Origin of the sequence: Sphingobium psychrophilum, assembly GCF_012927105.1 — a bacterium.
GTDB classification, from domain to species: Bacteria; Pseudomonadota; Alphaproteobacteria; order Sphingomonadales; family Sphingomonadaceae; genus Sphingobium; species Sphingobium psychrophilum.
This window is the reverse complement of record NZ_JABBFV010000021.1, coordinates 49,236-64,607: the sequence shown is the minus strand read 5'-3', so window position 1 is coordinate 64,607 and position 15,372 is coordinate 49,236. Positions and strand designations below refer to the sequence as shown.

The 15,372-nt window shown below is 56.4% G+C and carries 15 protein-coding genes; 8 read left to right on the top strand and 7 right to left on the bottom strand.

All coding sequences use genetic code 11. From position 1 onward, the window contains the following. Positions 1–343: 343 nt before the first annotated feature. Entirely contained in the window at positions 344–931 is a 588-nt protein-coding gene (locus HHL08_RS20680) for a ribbon-helix-helix domain-containing protein (protein ID WP_169574867.1), read from the bottom strand. A gap of 472 nt (positions 932–1,403) precedes the next feature. Here HHL08_RS20680 and HHL08_RS20675 point away from each other — a divergent pair, with 472 nt between their 5' ends. Further along, on the top strand, positions 1,404–1,661 hold the full coding sequence (locus tag HHL08_RS20675; protein WP_066609282.1) for a hypothetical protein: 258 nt from the start codon (positions 1,404–1,406) through the stop codon (positions 1,659–1,661). On the opposite strand, the gene HHL08_RS20670 is transcribed toward HHL08_RS20675, so the two are convergent. The 6 genes from HHL08_RS20670 to HHL08_RS20645 form a co-directional block, all read right to left on the bottom strand. Then, positions 1,658–1,993 carry a hypothetical protein gene (locus tag HHL08_RS20670; protein ID WP_148648493.1) on the bottom strand — a complete coding sequence of 112 codons (336 nt, stop codon included), beginning with the start codon at positions 1,991–1,993 and terminating at the stop codon, positions 1,658–1,660. The two genes, HHL08_RS20675 and HHL08_RS20670, sit on opposite strands and share 4 nt — an antisense overlap. Positions 1,994–2,194: 201 nt before the next feature. After that, the gene (locus HHL08_RS20665; protein WP_148648492.1) at positions 2,195–2,551 is read right to left on the bottom strand and encodes a hypothetical protein; all 357 of its coding nucleotides are present in this window, start codon (positions 2,549–2,551) and stop codon (positions 2,195–2,197) included. Between the two features lie 128 nt (positions 2,552–2,679). Continuing rightward, a complete protein-coding gene (locus HHL08_RS20660; RefSeq protein ID WP_010408947.1) occupies positions 2,680–3,027 on the bottom strand; it encodes a hypothetical protein in 348 nt (115 codons plus the stop codon). Then, positions 3,024–3,698, bottom strand: coding sequence for a ParA family protein (locus HHL08_RS20655; protein WP_010408950.1), 675 nt, complete (start codon positions 3,696–3,698; stop codon positions 3,024–3,026). The genes HHL08_RS20660 and HHL08_RS20655 overlap by 4 nt, the downstream gene beginning before the upstream one ends. A gap of 216 nt (positions 3,699–3,914) precedes the next feature. Beyond that, the gene (locus HHL08_RS20650) at positions 3,915–4,259 is read right to left on the bottom strand and encodes a single-stranded DNA-binding protein (protein WP_169574866.1); all 345 of its coding nucleotides are present in this window, start codon (positions 4,257–4,259) and stop codon (positions 3,915–3,917) included. A gap of 306 nt (positions 4,260–4,565) precedes the next feature. Further along, entirely contained in the window at positions 4,566–5,147 is a 582-nt protein-coding gene (locus tag HHL08_RS20645; protein WP_169574865.1) for a recombinase family protein, read from the bottom strand. 226 nt (positions 5,148–5,373) lie between these two features. Between HHL08_RS20645 and HHL08_RS20640 the strand changes: the two genes are divergently transcribed. The 7 genes from HHL08_RS20640 to HHL08_RS20610 all read left to right on the top strand — a co-directional run bounded on the left by HHL08_RS20640 (position 5,374) and on the right by HHL08_RS20610 (position 15,372). Next, entirely contained in the window at positions 5,374–5,940 is a 567-nt protein-coding gene (locus HHL08_RS20640) for a recombinase family protein (RefSeq protein ID WP_169574864.1), read from the top strand. A gap of 200 nt (positions 5,941–6,140) precedes the next feature. Beyond that, complete coding sequence (locus HHL08_RS20635) at positions 6,141–6,791, top strand: hypothetical protein (protein WP_169574863.1); 651 nt, start codon at positions 6,141–6,143, stop codon at positions 6,789–6,791. A 1-nt stretch (position 6,792) separates the two neighbouring features. Then, positions 6,793–9,117: a ParB N-terminal domain-containing protein gene (locus HHL08_RS20630; protein ID WP_169574862.1), complete on the top strand. Its 2,325-nt coding sequence runs from the start codon at positions 6,793–6,795 to the stop codon at positions 9,115–9,117. Positions 9,118–9,125: 8 nt separating this feature from the next. Further along, positions 9,126–10,265 carry a cysteine desulfurase family protein gene (locus tag HHL08_RS20625; protein WP_206378013.1) on the top strand — a complete coding sequence of 380 codons (1,140 nt, stop codon included), beginning with the start codon at positions 9,126–9,128 and terminating at the stop codon, positions 10,263–10,265. A gap of 45 nt (positions 10,266–10,310) precedes the next feature. Beyond that, on the top strand, positions 10,311–11,234 hold the full coding sequence (locus HHL08_RS20620) for a DUF4007 family protein (RefSeq protein WP_169574861.1): 924 nt from the start codon (positions 10,311–10,313) through the stop codon (positions 11,232–11,234). Further along, positions 11,231–14,536, top strand: coding sequence for an ATP-binding protein (locus tag HHL08_RS20615; RefSeq protein ID WP_169574860.1), 3,306 nt, complete (start codon positions 11,231–11,233; stop codon positions 14,534–14,536). Before HHL08_RS20620 ends, HHL08_RS20615 begins: the two co-directional genes overlap by 4 nt. Then, positions 14,533–15,372: a phosphoadenosine phosphosulfate reductase family protein gene (locus HHL08_RS20610; protein WP_169574859.1), complete on the top strand. Its 840-nt coding sequence runs from the start codon at positions 14,533–14,535 to the stop codon at positions 15,370–15,372. The genes HHL08_RS20615 and HHL08_RS20610 overlap by 4 nt, the downstream gene beginning before the upstream one ends.

The following is a 15,372-nucleotide window of genomic DNA, read 5'->3' as shown; positions in this document are numbered from 1 at the left end:
CCGATAGGCTCCTGATCGGACATGCCGATGCGACCGGCGTAGGTAAACGCGCCAACGGTGCTGGCCGCGCCATGGATGCGGCTAGTGATCTTCACGACGACTTGAGGCGCGCACTTGGCAGTTCGACCAAGCTGTTCAATGGCCCGTGCGCTTCGATGCCCACGGCTGCGCGAAGCGGCACGGGCAGCACTAGAAGCGAGTTGCCCCGGCGCGCGCATCAGACCGCCTAAGTCGCGAGAGAGAGCACGGTTTCCCCGATGGTCAACCTGGCCACGCCCAGCCCCACGCGCACCCTGCACCCGCTCCAAATCCTCAAGGGTCTGATCGGAAAACTCAAAGCCGTTCACGGCTGAACCTCATCGGCGATAGGGGACGTGGTGCCCCTCCCCGTCCAGTAATCAACCTCCCCTGACACGATAGCAGTAAGGGTGGCATTCGCCTCTTTAATGGTTGCCGAAAGTCGCCCCTCCATCGCGATGACATGCGGCGCAACCTGCTCGATCAAGAGCGGACTTTCTGGACGGTTGGCAGCGTTCATCGCCTTCACGGCCTGATTGAGCGAATAGCCTATAGCGCGCACCTGGCCGACGATCTTCATGATCGAACGATAGCTGCTAGGCGCGAGGCGCAGCTCGCCGGCCTTCGTCCAGAGTTGCCAACGCAATGTACGTTTGACCCATTGCGAACGGGTCATGCCCGCTTTGGCTGCGACCATATCAATGGCCGCCAGCTCGTCAGCGGGCAAACGAAGCGATAGCATTTTAGAGGCGCCTGCAATTGTTGGTACGTCTCGCACCTCGTCGGGACGAGCAGGCAAGGCATCGCGGATAGCACGGTTGATCCACTTGCTGCGGGTCATGCCTGCCGCTCTCGCCAGCATGTCGATGGCTTCCGCAATTTCGTCTTCAACTCGCAACGTCAGATGCGCCATTCTTAAGCCCCGTGCAGCGGACACCATAGAGTGCATTGTGTTACAATGCTGTCGATCGTGCTATCCTGCGAACTACAATCTCTATCCTTCCCTTACCACTCGCATGCCCCTCCCTCAAGCAAAACCAAAAAGACGTGGACGGGGGGGGGGATGCACTTTTTGGCAACCGCTATTCGACCAAAGCCCATCGGCGCGCCTGGCTGGATCGTCGCAGAGAGAAAAGGAGCGGCTTTGCCGCGCGTTTCTGGAATTAGGATTTCAAGATTCAACGCATCGCACACGGTCTGGACATTCTTCGCGACAAGAATAGAACAGTCCTGAAATGTCGGTTAGAGAAGGCGGACTAGGTGCAAACTCGGCCTCGCATGTGCCGCCGTGATAGGCTGATAGTCTGGTGATGATGGCTGATCCCATCGACACAATCCCAGCTCAAACCACCCAATAGCTCGACCACAACGAAGGAATCTATCTCATGGCAAAGTCCCCTGCCCTTGAAAGCATCAAGCAAGAGCGCGTCAAACTTGAGGCTGCGCTGGCGGCCATTGTTCAGCGCGAAAAGGAGGCTGAGGACGCATTGCGCGATGCGGGCCGCCCTGTGCTTCTGGCGGCACTAGAACGTGTCAAAATTCCTGAACTGGATCGCTCGGACGCACGCGCCATTGCCGCCGCCATTGCGAAGCATGGTGCGGCGAAAGTGGCTGCGGCGTTGGTCGGATTGTCTGGAGACTAAAAGCGGCTTTCCCGGTCGCGGCGATGATACTCGCTGGCGAGGCGCGCTTGCTCGGCGGCATAGTCATAGTCCCCGGATCGGGCTTCGTGGTCCAGCTCGCCGCGACCTCCAAAGATGCTTCCGATGATGGCTAGGCCGCCATAAAGCACAATGCCCATGATAGCCGCTAGGACGGGCTGTGCCTCTCCCGCGTTCCAAGTTCCGAACAGGCAGAGGATTGCGAAAGCGATCGACATAGGGCCACGGAAGCGAACAGCGAGGATCAGCATCACAAGGCCGGTAACGACGATGAGGCCGGTAGGAATGTCAGCAATGATGGTCGATGCGGTCATGTTCTTCTCCGTCAGCCTGCGCCCTCACCACAGACGGGCGCTGCGATGACGGGGAAGGATCAGCGAGCCGAATGACACTGGCACGCGCCCCGGTCATGATCCTTCTGGTTGGTTTCTGCAACGGCTCTGCGTCACAGTCGCCTTGCTATAGGTTCACCGGAGCCGCGTAGCGGCCAGCACATCGCGCTGGCCGCCCTCGTCTCAGTGAAGCGGATACGGCAATAGTCGATCATCCCCGCTCGTGATCCCGATCAAGCCAAGCACGTCCCTCAGAAGGATCTCTGCGAGGTTGGGATAGAGCTGCCCGAGATTTACCAGATTGTCGGCTGCTCTGATCTTCTGGCCGATCTGCACGACATGCGTTGCCGGCGTCCCGATAAGCGCGACGGCTGCAAATGCGTGAGCATCGGCGGTGGCCTGGTCAATGTCGTCACCGGCAGCGGCAGCGCGGCTCACCTCGGCATGAAAGCTCGTAACTGCGGCTCGATAATCTGCAAGCACAACGGTCCAAGCTGCATCGCTCGCAGGATGCGGATTCGGTAGGGTGGTGTCAGTCATGATTCGCAAAGCTCCAATTTTGCGGTTGTGATTAGGGCGGGGTCGCTGGTTCCAGCCAACGGCCTCGCCCGCCATTTTAGGGGTTGGCCCTGCCCTCCCCGTTCTCGTTGATCGTCATCGACGGCGCATCACTTTGCGACCTCTCGATGAGCCTCCACAAGCTCCTCGATCACCTGTGCCAAGGGAATATCGCGCGAGTTTGCCACCTCGTATATGTATTCCATCGTGGCGGGCGAGAGCTTCACCGAGAAGGGCATCGACCGCCCTGCCCCACGTTTCCGGCGCGGTGGTTCGCTGTTCTGATTGGCTCTCAGGCGATCTACCTCGCTCGCCGCGATCGGCACATTGTCGAACCCGTGACGCAGCGCGGTCTCCCTGGCGCTGTCGTCGGCCGCAGGCGTCTCCGTTGCCGTACTACGCACCGATGCCAGAGGCAGGCCCAGGTTGCGCCTCTGAGGCTTTTGCGGCTCGGTCATGCGGCTTTCTCCTGATCGGCCAAAATCGCGTCGGCCACTGCGTTCGCAAGCGCGGCCCCCTCGGCCCGCGCCTTGTCGGTGCCCGGCACTTCGTCGCGCGGGAGCTGATCCAATGTGGTGCAGTATGAAAACAGTGACTTGTAGGCGGTGCGTTCGACAAACTGGCCGATCACCGGCACCCCTGCCTCTGCGAGTTGCCCAGCAAGCGCCGCAAACTCGCGAGACTGGAACCCTGTTGAAACGCGCGTCCATAGCAGCCCGTAAGGAACACTGCGTCCGTGCTTGCTTGGGGTGTCCAGAACGACGCGCACGGTTGCGATAGCGTCCTCCACGTCCGCCGCTGATGGGTTAGCCGGGATGATGACGAAATTGGCGTGGGCGATGGCAAACGGAACAACCATGTTCGCGCTTCCCTCCACGTCGATGATGACAATTTGCGCCTCGCTCTCGGCGGCACGGATCGTTGCAACAATCGTTTCTGCCTTTGCGCTTACGACCGCGATCTGTGGACCAGTTTGCCCCGCCTCGCCCCAGCGCATGACACGCTGGCGGGGATCGGCATCTATGATCCTGACGGTATAGCCCTGCTCGGCATATGCACCGGCCAACGCGATTGCCGTTGTGGATTTGCCGCAACCTCCTTTCGGGGATGCCAAGGCGATGACTGCCATTTGCTTTCCTTTACATTCATAGGATGCCCCGAACCTGCATGAGACAGCAAAGGCATGCGCATATCATACTGACACTTGAAAGCCTTGGAAAGCCATTTAATGGCAATGACAGCCTTGCAATGCCATTTACATGCCTGCACATGCCATTGCATTCATGTGCATGTAATTTGTTTTGCATGTAATGTAATGGGCGGCGTTGTGCGCCGCCCGCACGCTTCAATCCTCGCCGCCGTCGCGATCGTCATCGGCGGGAAGGCCATTCTTCGCGATCACGGCCAAGCGATCAACAATCAGGTCAACGCCGTAAACGGTCTGGCCCTCGCGATCGTAGCGGGATTGGCGGATGCGACCAGTGATATGCACCAAGTCGCCCTTGGCCATCTTGGCTGCGCGCTCGATGTTCTTGCCGAAACAGGTGACTCGGTTCCAGTGGGTATCGCCCTCCCAATCGTTGCCGACCTTGCGGCCGTAGTTTGCTGCAACGTCGAGCGTTGCCACCTTTTCCTTGATCTCCGTGCTACCGATGCGACCGATGATGCGAAATTCAGCGATGTTCTGCATGTCCGTTCCTTCGTGCTGTCGTTGCTGACGCACTTTCGAGGGGAGGCCCCCTGACACGGGCAAGCTGAAAAACGGAGGGTCCGCTTACGGAAACCGTAGGCGCGTAGCGGTGGTTTTCTGCTTGGGGCCGAAGGTCCGATCCCGGATGAGGCAGGGGAGCCGCCCAGGTGCGTCAATCAGCAGTGACGAGCACGAGGGGATATGCTCGCTCGCACAATCATCACCGGCCTAGGTAGCTGCCCAAGGAAAGGCGACGCTTAAGGGGAGTGCGCTAATCGAAGGGAAGGGCAGGGGGTATTCCATGGATCAAGCCATGACTGGTTCGGCCCGCTTCTCAGAGCTGAGCCGCTTATAGATGGCCTGGCGAGTGACATTCAACAGTCCCGCAACTGCCACGACGCTCATATTGTGAGGTTCAGCCAGCAGCGTCTTGGCCTGTTTCCATTGATCCTCATTGATCGACACAGGCCGCCCCAGCTTCTTACGAGCGCGCCGCGCCGCTTGAATCCCTGCGTTGGTGCGCTCGCGGATTACATCGCGCTCAAATTGCGCGAAAGCTCCAACCATAGGGAAGAACAACCGGCCTGCCGGTGTCACCGTTTCGATCTGTTCCGTGAGCGATCGGAACCCGACGCCAAGGCTCCCCAGCATTTCAAGCTCGATAATGAGGCCAGGGAGAGAGCGGCTAAGACGGTCGAGCCGCCAAACCATGATTTCGTCACCAGCTCGCGCGTGACGCAACATGTCGCCGTAGGCTGGCTTGAACACGGTGGAACCGCTTACGCCCTTGTCCTCAAAGATCCGCCCTGCGCCTGCGGCAAGAAGCGCGTCGATCTGAAGGGTCAAATTTTGCTCGCCGTTGCTAACACGGGCATATCCGAGTTTCATGTGCCACCTGGTTTGTGCCGTCCAAATCGGCATGAACCGCGAGTGTAAACTTAATATCTCGTAATTTGTAGCGATTAAGTTGACAACAGCACCTATGTGCAATCTGGGTATACCTCAAAGGATCGATAATCTTGGCACAAAAATAGCGTTCAATCAGGGTCATTATCAGGGATATTGAACACAGGGCGCAAAGGGCCTAGAGCCTGATTGAACAAACGAGGCTAGAATGTCATCCTTCGGTTACGCGCGCGTATCAACAACAGGACAAGACCTTGCAGTGCAAGAAGCGGCCCTGCGTGCAGCGGGCTGCCAAACGGTCCGATCCGAGAAAAAGTCCGCCAGCGATCGACACTCCCGATATGAATTGCAGACATTGCTCGACTTCCTACGCGAGGGCGACACGCTGGTGGTGACGCGGATCGACCGGCTCGCCAGGTCGATGAAAGATTTGCAGGACATCGTTCACGAACTGAAAGGCAAGGGCGTTGCCCTCAAGGCAACCGAACAACCTATCGACACATCGACGGCGGCGGGAAAAGCGTTCCTAGATATGTTGGGCGTCTTCGCTGAATTCGAAACGAACCTGCGTCGTGAACGCCAAGCGGAGGGCATCGAGGCAGCGAAGGCTCGCGGGGCCTACAAAGGTGGCAAGCCTCGTATCGACCACGAGACAATCCGGAAACTTGCATCGGAGGGCATGAAGCCAACCCAAATTGCGCGCCAGCTCGGCATATCACGCGGCACCGTTTATCGCGCTATACCTGCCAATGCGGCCGCAGGCTTTAGCCATTGAGCTGCATCCATAAATCTGAACCGCTACGCCCGACTTACCTTGGACACTCAGCTCGACCTCGCTATGCTGCGCATCGATCACTCCTGCGGCTGTCATCATTGCCAAAGCGAGGGAAGGAAACGCCTGGGGGGACTGCGATTGCTGATGCTTGGAATACAATGGCGTTCGTTCGCCCAAATGGCATTGGCATACCTCGCGCAATGACAGATTCTATCAAGAAGCATTTGTGGGCCGACATCGTGAATGCGCCTGCACTCCCTGGCGTGTACGCTTGGTATTACAGCCCCGAGATTACGGATTATGACCTTGAGCAAACGATAAGTCGCCTCAAGGAATGTCGAGAAGCCGACCGCTCGGCCGCCGAAGCCCTCGTTAGGGAAACACTGGACAATCGGGTCTTCCGACATTTTCGGGAAGATCCATATCACGCAGTGATAGAAGGGCCGCTGAAGCCAACATATAGTGGAACGCTGGAACACAACTTTCGTGTTTCAGGCGGGCTAGTGCAGCGCATCGTTGATGATCCCGACCGCTTGAGGACGATCAGAAACGTCCTAGACATGTCTGCGCCCATGTTTGCCAGTCCGCTCTATATGGGCATGGCGACCGAACTGCGGACCCGCTTGGCTACCCACAAGTCGCTTATCGAAAGGTACCGACGACTGCATCGACAGGAGGCTGAGCCGGCCCGAAACACCGATGCGGGCTTTGCTTGGCAAATCGCAAAGCGGAAAATTCCGCCGGACCGATTGATTGTATTCACATGCACCACTGCGGCCGACGACAAGACAGCAGTTGACATAGAGAATATTCTTAACCGGATATACTACCCAATCTTAGGAAGAAATTGAAATGGCCCTGGGTCTAAGCGTCACATCCGCTCTTAATCTTACGCTTGAAGGGTCAGTTGGTAGCTTCAGCGTAGGCGCTGGCAGCGACACGCAAAAGTCCGTGGAGGTGAAATACTTCCTCACTCACGTTGGACTCGACTTCGAGAATGGCTCCAATGAAGAGGTCCTGAAACACCTCGCCCCCGTTCGTGAAATTTTCCCGACCGTGGATCTCGAATTCGATGAAATTATGCAACGCGACATTGATGATGCGCGCGTCTCGTCCGAGCTGGTGCCGTACTTGCTCGACCACAAATCGCGCGATCTCGTAAAGCTCTTTCCCCCGATCATTGTCGTGGTTCTTCCAGTCAAAGCATACGAGAACAAGCCCGCCGATCTCTACCCGACTGTCATCACCGAGGTGGAGATGATGCCGGAAGGGCATGAAGCTCAGATCATCCGTTCTGGCGCGAAGGGGCAAGAGGTGTTTGAGTTCGTGCAACCGCTTCAGAACGGCAAGCTGTACGAGCACGATCTGGTTCGCTTGCGCTTGAACACAAATAAATCTCGCCTTGTAATCGTGGATGGTCAGCACAGGGCTATGGCCCTGCTAGCGGTCTATAGAAATCTCAAGCAAGATTGGAATGACGCGATGAAGGCGCCATACAAAGATTACTATGAGGAATGGACTACTAATTACATTAGAAAGTTCGAGCTGAAAAATATAAGTCTTCCTGTGATGTTTTGTACATTCCCGCAACTCGATGAGAGTTTTGACGGTGAATACAACGTCAAGATGGCTGCCCGATCGATCTTCTTGACCCTGAACAAAACTGCAAGGCAGGTTTCAGCCTCTCGCAATCGGCTGCTCGATGATAACGATCTGATAGCGCTTTTCCTCCGGGACACCCTCTCCACGATCAAAAAGGGCGACCTTCATTCCGGTTCGACGTTAGAAATCAGCAATATCGAACTCGACCAAGCTCACGATCGCGTAAAGATCGAGAGTCCAATCGCGATTTCTGGCGTCAACCACATCTACTACCTCATAGAGCACATCGTCCTGAACAAGCTTGAGGACGTGAACGGCGCTAAGCCCCGCGCGGGCAATTACTATCTGCGTACCGACCTTGAGCCAGCGGCCTTTCGTCGCCTCAATGGACGAAACCTCCTTGGCGCAGACCTTGCAGATGCTACTTCGCGCCAGTTCTACACGTCGGCAGCGGGCGACATCCTCACGAAAGAGTTCCGTGAGCGGTTCGGAAACTACATCGTGTCGGCTTTCCAGCGATTTGCGCCATATGCGGCACATTCTGGTGCGGTGTATTGGCTTAGCGAGCAATTGCGATCTCAGGCTAATACCCGCGTCCGTCCTATCCTTTTCGAGGGGCAGGGGATTGGCCGCACGTTTGCGGCCCACACAGCAAACCTAGCGGCAAAGATCGAGTCTCAAGAATTTGGCGCTGACGCGCCAAAGCTGCGTGAAATCCTCGATCGGTTGATCGGCACACAAAAGCTAGTTGATGAATCAATAAGCAAGCTCAAGTTTGAGCGAGCCGAACGCTTTTTATCCAACGTATCGGACAAGCGAGCGCTTAAAACCGAGGAGGGGGTTCTTCACCCTCGCGTTGTTGATTTCGTAAACAAGCTCTATGATAATATTCTCACCACAGTCGCTTTTCAGACGGCGATGATAGCTGGATTCTTCAACGAACTTGAACGCGCCAATCTGGAGCGATCGAAGCAGAGCCTCGATGGCTTAGATACGCAAACCGCGTTCGACGGGTTTATTACAGACATCAACGGGTTTTTCTCTCCTAGTAGCTCGCGCGAGTTCAAGCGCCTAGTCGAAGTGTTCCAAGACACACTGGAAGGGGAAATCCGTGAATGGAAGATCACGCCTTCCAATTCAACATTCCGCCGTGTCGTCTACCGTGGCGAAATGCAGCCCGCACAATGGCCAAAATATAAGTATCTCATTCTCGAAATTTGGCGTGCAGCAGGAACTGATCTTGAAAGCTCGCTGACCACCGAGCGTGAAAAGGGCCGACGTCAAATCTTTGCGTCGCTTGAACAAGAATACCAGAAGGACTTCTTGACGCGCAATCTTAAGCGCGAAGAGAACCTGACATCATCTGATCGCACTGAAATCACGAATGCTGCCTATGAGGCGTTCAAGAAGTTCCTTCGCAACGTGGGATGGTTGGCTGCCGACGTTCCTAGCAAACGCGCACTGGAAGAGGCACCTGTGGTGGAAGATGCCGCTGAAGCCCCCGTGGTCGAAGATGAAAGCGAAACTTGGGAGGCTCCCGAAGGAGCTGATTTTGAACCGGACGAGGGCGAGTAGGGTAGGAAATGGACGAGCCGGCCTATTTTGACGGTTTCGCAACGACCCCTCTCGCCCCGGAGGCAAGAGACGCGATGGTGCTTGCCTCTTCGCGCCCTGGTAACGCCGGTTCACCGCATCTATCTGGCGCTAGAGCCAGCGCAACTCTTGAGAAGGCAAGGGAGGACGTGGCATCCCTGATCGGGGCAAATGCGCGTGAACTTGTTTTCACCTCAGGCGCGACGGAATCTGACAACCTTGCCATTCGAGGGGTAGCCCTATGGGCGCTGCAAACTGGCAATCCGCGCCGCAAAATCGTCGTGTCCTCAATCGAGCATAAGGCGGTGCTGGAGGCGGCCGATAGCTTAGGCAACCTAGGCTTCGACGTCGTGCGTGCGCCGGTCACAACCGAAGGGGTTATCGACCTTGACGCCGCCGAAAGGGCGATTGATGCTGATACCCTACTAGTCTCGGTAATGCTGGCGAATAATGAAACAGGCGCGGTTCAACCTGTGGCGCGAATTGCTGCGATGGCCAAGCTGAAGGGTGCCTTGGTCCATTGCGATGCCGCTCAGGCGGTTGGAAAGATTCCAGTAGACGTCGAAGCGCTCGACATCGATTACATGTCATTATCGTCGCATAAGATGTACGGTCCGATGGGGGTAGGGGCACTCTACGTTGCGAATGGCGCACCAAAGCCAAGCCCCGTCCTATTCGGCGGCGGCCAGGAGCGAGCGATGCGGCCAGGCACCGAACCAGTATACCTAATCGCGGGCTTTGGCGCAGCCGCCACGTTGGCTGCGCAGCGCCTTGAGGATGATATGGCGCACGGCCACGCAATGGCCATCGCATTCAAATCGGAACTTGCCTCCCAAGGAATTGATTTTCGTCTAAGTACCGGTCATGCAAAAACCCTACCCGGATCGATAAGTATTTTCATATCTGACCGATCGGCAGATGAAATAGTTTCTAGACTCGCACCATACGCAAGCGTGTCAACAGGTTCCGCATGCACGTCTGGGCAGATTATGCCCTCTCATGTCTTGCTAGCCATGGGTAATACGCCCCACGATGCGGATTCAGTTATAAGGCTATTTTTCGGACGATATAATAATATGGGTGAAATAACTAAGTCCGTTCCCCATTTCATTAACGCCTTAGCTCATTAGCCCATCCCACTGGACGAACTCGCCAGTAGGCTGTAGTCCGATGTGATGAAGCATGCGCTGTCCGATTCAGACGTCCGTGGCCAATTCGCCGGCCACGAGACATTTCCCCTTCGCCTTCTGTGGCTTAAGAAGGCCTATGACGCCGTGCGACAAGGGGCACCGTCTGGAACATTCCAGGAACAATCAGCTATTGCACGCTTTGGCGTTGGCCGCAACATGGCCGTGTCCATGCGCTATTGGGGGCTGGCCACTGCATTCTTAGAAGAAGAAGAGCGCATTATCCGTCCCACAAAGCTTGGCGACGCCATCTTGGCCGATGATGGGTTTGACCCTTACCTTGAAAGGCCCGCCACGGTCTGGCTTGCTCATTGGAGCGTGGCGAGTAATCCAGAATGGACCACTACCGCCTATTTTGCATTCAATGTCCTGTCTGCAATCGAATTTGATACCGGCAATCTGATCGATGAGCTGCTGACCCTTGTTAAAGCCAGAGGCTGGAGGGCTACCGCCAACACGCTCAAGCGGGACGTTGAGGTTTTCCTGCGCAGTTATGTGCGCCGCGGTGGCGTCGCTGGAGATGATGCGGCTGAACCGCTACTGGCTGAGTTGGGTCTTATCCGCGAGGCTCGGGTTGGAGGCTGGCACGAGTTCGTGCGTGGCCCGAAGCCGACGCTACCCGATGGCATATTTGCTTATGCGCTAGCACATTTCTGGGAAGCAAGAGGCGGCTCAACGGCGATCACCGTTGAGCAGGTGTGCTATGCGCCAGGATCACCAGGCCGCGTTTTCAAACTCGACGAAGATAGTGTCATCACGCGGCTTATGGGGATCGATGAAGTGACGGGAGGCGCGTGGCGTTGGACGGACACCGCCGGCCTTCGCCAAGTCCAGCGGATTGATGATGTCGAACCTATGAACCTTATCGCCCGTGCCTATGGGTACATGTCTTATGAGCGGATTGCCGCATGAAGCTCCTTTCCCAAACGGTAGAAATCAATCGCAGGTTCGCCAGATCAGCGCGCCTAGATGCAGACTTGCAGGGCACGCCGCCGCTGGTGGGCTATGTCATGCAGGCCAGTGTCACAAAGGCCCTCGAAACTCTGACGGCAAGCCAGATTGATAGTCATCAGGGGGCTTTCACATGGACCGGGCCTTATGGCGGGGGGAAATCGAGCGCGGCGCTGCTTGTCGCCAATCTTGTTGCAGGGCATCCCGAAAATAGGGCGATCGCTAGGGACATCGCTGGCCCTGATCTAACTGCAGAATTTGCCAAGGCATTCCCCGAAGCCAATGGGCCTTGGGCTATCGTCGCAGTTACCGGCAGCCGCATGGGCTTGCGGCAGACCATCGCGGATGCGGCTTCATCTGCGCTTCGGTGGAGCAAAGCTGTCTATAGCCGGGCTGTATCGAGCGATGCCGCTTTGATTGAAACCCTAATGGCGACTGCAAGCGCTAAGCGTAGCGGCATTTTCATAATCCTCGACGAGCTCGGAAAGCTGCTCGAACATGAGGCGTCTGCCGGTGGAGACATTCACCTTCTGCAAGACCTGGCTGAGCAGAGTGCGCGTTCTCAAGGCAGGCTCGTCGTCATTGGAATTCTGCACCAAGCCTTTGACCAATATGTCGCGCGCGCAAGCCGGGACGCCCGCCAAGAATGGGCGAAGGTGCAAGGCAGATACCAAGATATTCCCTTTCTGGCCGGCGCTGATGAAACTGTCACTCTTCTGGGCAATGCGATCACCAGCGCCCATCGGCCGGAATCTGCTGATGAGCAGGCAATTCTCGTGGCAACGGCGATCGCGCACCGAAAGCCTACTGACGTCGCGATATTGTCGGCTGCTCTTGCAGCGACCTGGCCTCTAAATCCAGTGACATCGCTGCTTCTCGGGCCGGTTTCTCGACAACGCTTCGCGCAGAATGAGCGAAGCGTCTTTGGTTTTCTTAGCTCCGCTGAGCCTCACGGATTTCAAAACTTTCTAGAAACGACGAGCGGCCTCAATGAAACCTATGACCCGGATAGCCTATGGGACTATTTGGCGTCTAATTTCGGGATGGCTCTATCGAATGGAAGTGACGGCAACCGCTTTAGCCTAGCGTTTGAAGCAATAGAACGCGCTGCAGCGAAAGGAAGTTATCTTCACGTTCGTCTCACAAAAGCGGCAGCAGTTATTGAGTTTTTCCGCAACGGATCGGGACTCGCTCTTGCTGACGATGTTTTTTCAGCGGCCGTGCCAAATATAAGTGCCTCTGAACGCGCAAAGGCAATAAGCGACCTGGTTGAATGGGCCGTCCTGATTAGGCAACCCAGGCTTGGTGGCTATGCCCTGTTTGCGGGCAGCGACTTCGACCTTGAAGATGCTATCGCTCGCACAACTGCCCCACTTGATTCAGAGGAGCTTGCATTGATCCCTGAGCGGGTCGGCCTAGGCTTCGCAACGGCAAAGCGGCACTACTTCAAAACTGGTGCCCTAAGGACATTTGAGGTCGTCGTCTATCTTATCGGCCGCGAACATGCGGCTGCCGATCTGGCGGCACGTTTGGCAGCTCGACGGAGCAGAGGGAGCGGAATACTCGTTCTTGCCCTCAATGACGGTTCTCTCGAAGCTTCCGATGTTGACAGTCGCTGTAAAACGATCGCGAAGCAGCTTCACAAAGCTGGTGTTGTCGCGGCAATCGCCGGGGCAGCAAACAGCCACACACTTCGATCAAGCGCATCGGATCTGTTCGCTGTTGAGCGGGTGTTCAGGGACCATCCACAGCTCGAAGGGGACAGGATTGCACGGCGTGAAATCGCGGCTCGACGGGCGGGCAGCGTTGATGTTCTGCATCGCGAGTTGGAAGCGGCATTAAACCGGGCTCGGTGGTGGCTTGCTTCCGCTACCCCAAAATCGCTGCGCGAACCAGTTTCCATCGTCGCTACCGCTCTGGCCGATACGGCATACTCCCAAGCTCCCGTGCTCCAAAGTGAGCTTCTTCAACGCGACCGCCCGTCCTCCAGTGCGATGGCGGCGTTGCGAGAACTCGGTTATGCAATGGTTCGGAACGCTCATGAGCCAAACCTTGGCTTTGAGGGCTTCCCAGCAGAGATGGGCTTGTACCTGACTGTGCTGAAGCCCTTCGGCATCCATGGCGCTGACACGAAGGGGCACTTCGGCTTCCGTGAGCCGCAGGCAGATGGGGACGGACCGACGCTCAAGGCGGCATGGTCCATCCTAGCAGATGCTTCGGAAACTTCTCTGGCTGAAGCCTATGCGGTGTGGGCGCGCCCACCTTTCGGAATGAAAGCTGGGATCATGCCCGTTCTGGCTTTAGCAATTTTGCTGGCTAATCGAGATCACCTCGCCGTTTATCTGGATGGCGTATTTCAGACCGAATTCGATGACGTTTTCGTAGACAAGCTGCTTCAAAAGCCTGCTGATATCCGCATCAAGCGGGTCGATCGGTCCACGAAAGAGGCGGCTTTCCTGAGTGATCTTGCTCGTCACTTCGGCCTTGAAGGGGGTAGCTCGTCCCTCCCGGTGGCACAGGCACTCTTTCAGAAGTTCAAGGGCTTGACCGTTTACGCTCAGCGCACTGATACGTTATCTGCTGACGCGAAAAAGGTCCGTAGCGTGGTGCTGAAAGCCCGTGATCCGGAAGCACTGTTGTTTGAAGCTCTGCCCCAAGCTCTAGGAGAGCGCCTCACGTCTCAACTGGTGATCGATGCGCTGGAAGAGGCGGCTCAGGCCTATCCAACGCTACTGGCACATCTACGGACCACCTTAGCAAAAGCTCTCGCTGTCGATCCTATCACCTTTCTCGGAGCGCAAGAACGAGCCGGGTCGATCAAAGATCTCACAAATGACTACGCATTTGAAGGGTTTGCCATGCGGGCAGCAGCGTTTGAACGCGGGGAGGGCGACGTTGAAGGGGTGGCAAGCGTGCTCGTCCACAAGCCTGCCCATGGGTGGTCTGACCGCGATCGAGAGCAGGCGTTGCTGCAAATGGCACGCTTTGGGCGTCAGTTCCGTGAGTTGGAAGCCCTCGCCGTAGTTCGGGATCGGCGTTCAAACACCGAAGCGCTCGCTTTGGTTGTAGGGGTAGATCCTCGCATACCGCCCCTGCTACAATCTTTCGTTCTGACGGAAGCGGAGAAGGCGGATGCCGCGCTCCTAGCAGAGGTTGTTCTGAAGGCGCTGCGCAAAAAAGATGGCCTTGATAGGGTTCGAATGGCCGCGCTGGCGCGGGCCGTCGCCACTTTGGCAGCCGATCAGGATATGGAGGCAGCATGACGCAAGAACGCCATATCTTGGGCATTTCTGGCGGGCGAGATAGCGCCGCCTTAGCGGTCTACATGCGTCAGCACCGGCCTGATTTGCCCATCGAGTATTTTTTCACGGACACCGGGAAGGAACTACCCGAGGTATATTCCTTCCTTGATCGGCTCGAAGGCTTTTTGGGCAAACCGATCAAGCGACTCAACCCGGACCGTGACTTTGATTTCTGGCTTGATGAGTATGGAAATTTTCTGCCTTCGCCGCGTACAAGGTGGTGCACACGGCAACTAAAGCTGCGCCCATTGGAGCAATGGATTAGGCCGGCCCTAGAAGCCGGGACGACGATCCATTCCTATGTAGCGATCCGCGCCGACGAACCTTCCCGAGAAGGCTACCAGTCAACACATGAGAACATGCTTGTGCATCTGCCACTTCGCGATGCCGGAATCGACCGTGCCGGCGTGATCGAGCTGTTAGAGAATGCTGACGTAGGGGAACCGGAATATTATAGCTGGCGGTCTCGATCAGGATGCACTTTTTGCTTCTTCCAGCAAAAGATCGAATGGGTAAGGCTCGCAAAACACCATCCTGGCGAGTTTCAAAAAGCTGTGGCTTATGAAAAGACAGCGCTTGAGGGCGGATCTCCATTCACCTGGAGCCAAGGCGAAAGCCTCACAGAGCTAATCGAACCCAAGAGGGTCGATGCGATAGAAAAGGACTACGAAAAGCGCCTCGAACGCTTGCGAAAGCGGCGTCCTCGAAATCCGTTAGCAGGCGCGACGGACGACACGATAGACGATGTTTATGGTGTGGATGAAGCGGACGCAGGTTGCGTAATCTGCCACAAATAA

Coding starts and splice junctions, on each gene's coding strand:
- HHL08_RS20680 (WP_169574867.1), bottom strand. CDS start 931: ATGGCGCATCTGACGTTGCGAGTTGAAGACGAAATTGCGGAAGCCATC.
- HHL08_RS20675 (WP_066609282.1), top strand. CDS start 1,404: ATGGCAAAGTCCCCTGCCCTTGAAAGCATCAAGCAAGAGCGCGTCAAA.
- HHL08_RS20670 (WP_148648493.1), bottom strand. CDS start 1,993: ATGACCGCATCGACCATCATTGCTGACATTCCTACCGGCCTCATCGTC.
- HHL08_RS20665 (WP_148648492.1), bottom strand. CDS start 2,551: ATGACTGACACCACCCTACCGAATCCGCATCCTGCGAGCGATGCAGCT.
- HHL08_RS20660 (WP_010408947.1), bottom strand. CDS start 3,027: ATGACCGAGCCGCAAAAGCCTCAGAGGCGCAACCTGGGCCTGCCTCTG.
- HHL08_RS20655 (WP_010408950.1), bottom strand. CDS start 3,698: ATGGCAGTCATCGCCTTGGCATCCCCGAAAGGAGGTTGCGGCAAATCC.
- HHL08_RS20650 (WP_169574866.1), bottom strand. CDS start 4,259: ATGCAGAACATCGCTGAATTTCGCATCATCGGTCGCATCGGTAGCACG.
- HHL08_RS20645 (WP_169574865.1), bottom strand. CDS start 5,147: ATGAAACTCGGATATGCCCGTGTTAGCAACGGCGAGCAAAATTTGACC.
- HHL08_RS20640 (WP_169574864.1), top strand. CDS start 5,374: ATGTCATCCTTCGGTTACGCGCGCGTATCAACAACAGGACAAGACCTT.
- HHL08_RS20635 (WP_169574863.1), top strand. CDS start 6,141: ATGACAGATTCTATCAAGAAGCATTTGTGGGCCGACATCGTGAATGCG.
- HHL08_RS20630 (WP_169574862.1), top strand. CDS start 6,793: ATGGCCCTGGGTCTAAGCGTCACATCCGCTCTTAATCTTACGCTTGAA.
- HHL08_RS20625 (WP_206378013.1), top strand. CDS start 9,126: ATGGACGAGCCGGCCTATTTTGACGGTTTCGCAACGACCCCTCTCGCC.
- HHL08_RS20620 (WP_169574861.1), top strand. CDS start 10,311: ATGAAGCATGCGCTGTCCGATTCAGACGTCCGTGGCCAATTCGCCGGC.
- HHL08_RS20615 (WP_169574860.1), top strand. CDS start 11,231: ATGAAGCTCCTTTCCCAAACGGTAGAAATCAATCGCAGGTTCGCCAGA.
- HHL08_RS20610 (WP_169574859.1), top strand. CDS start 14,533: ATGACGCAAGAACGCCATATCTTGGGCATTTCTGGCGGGCGAGATAGC.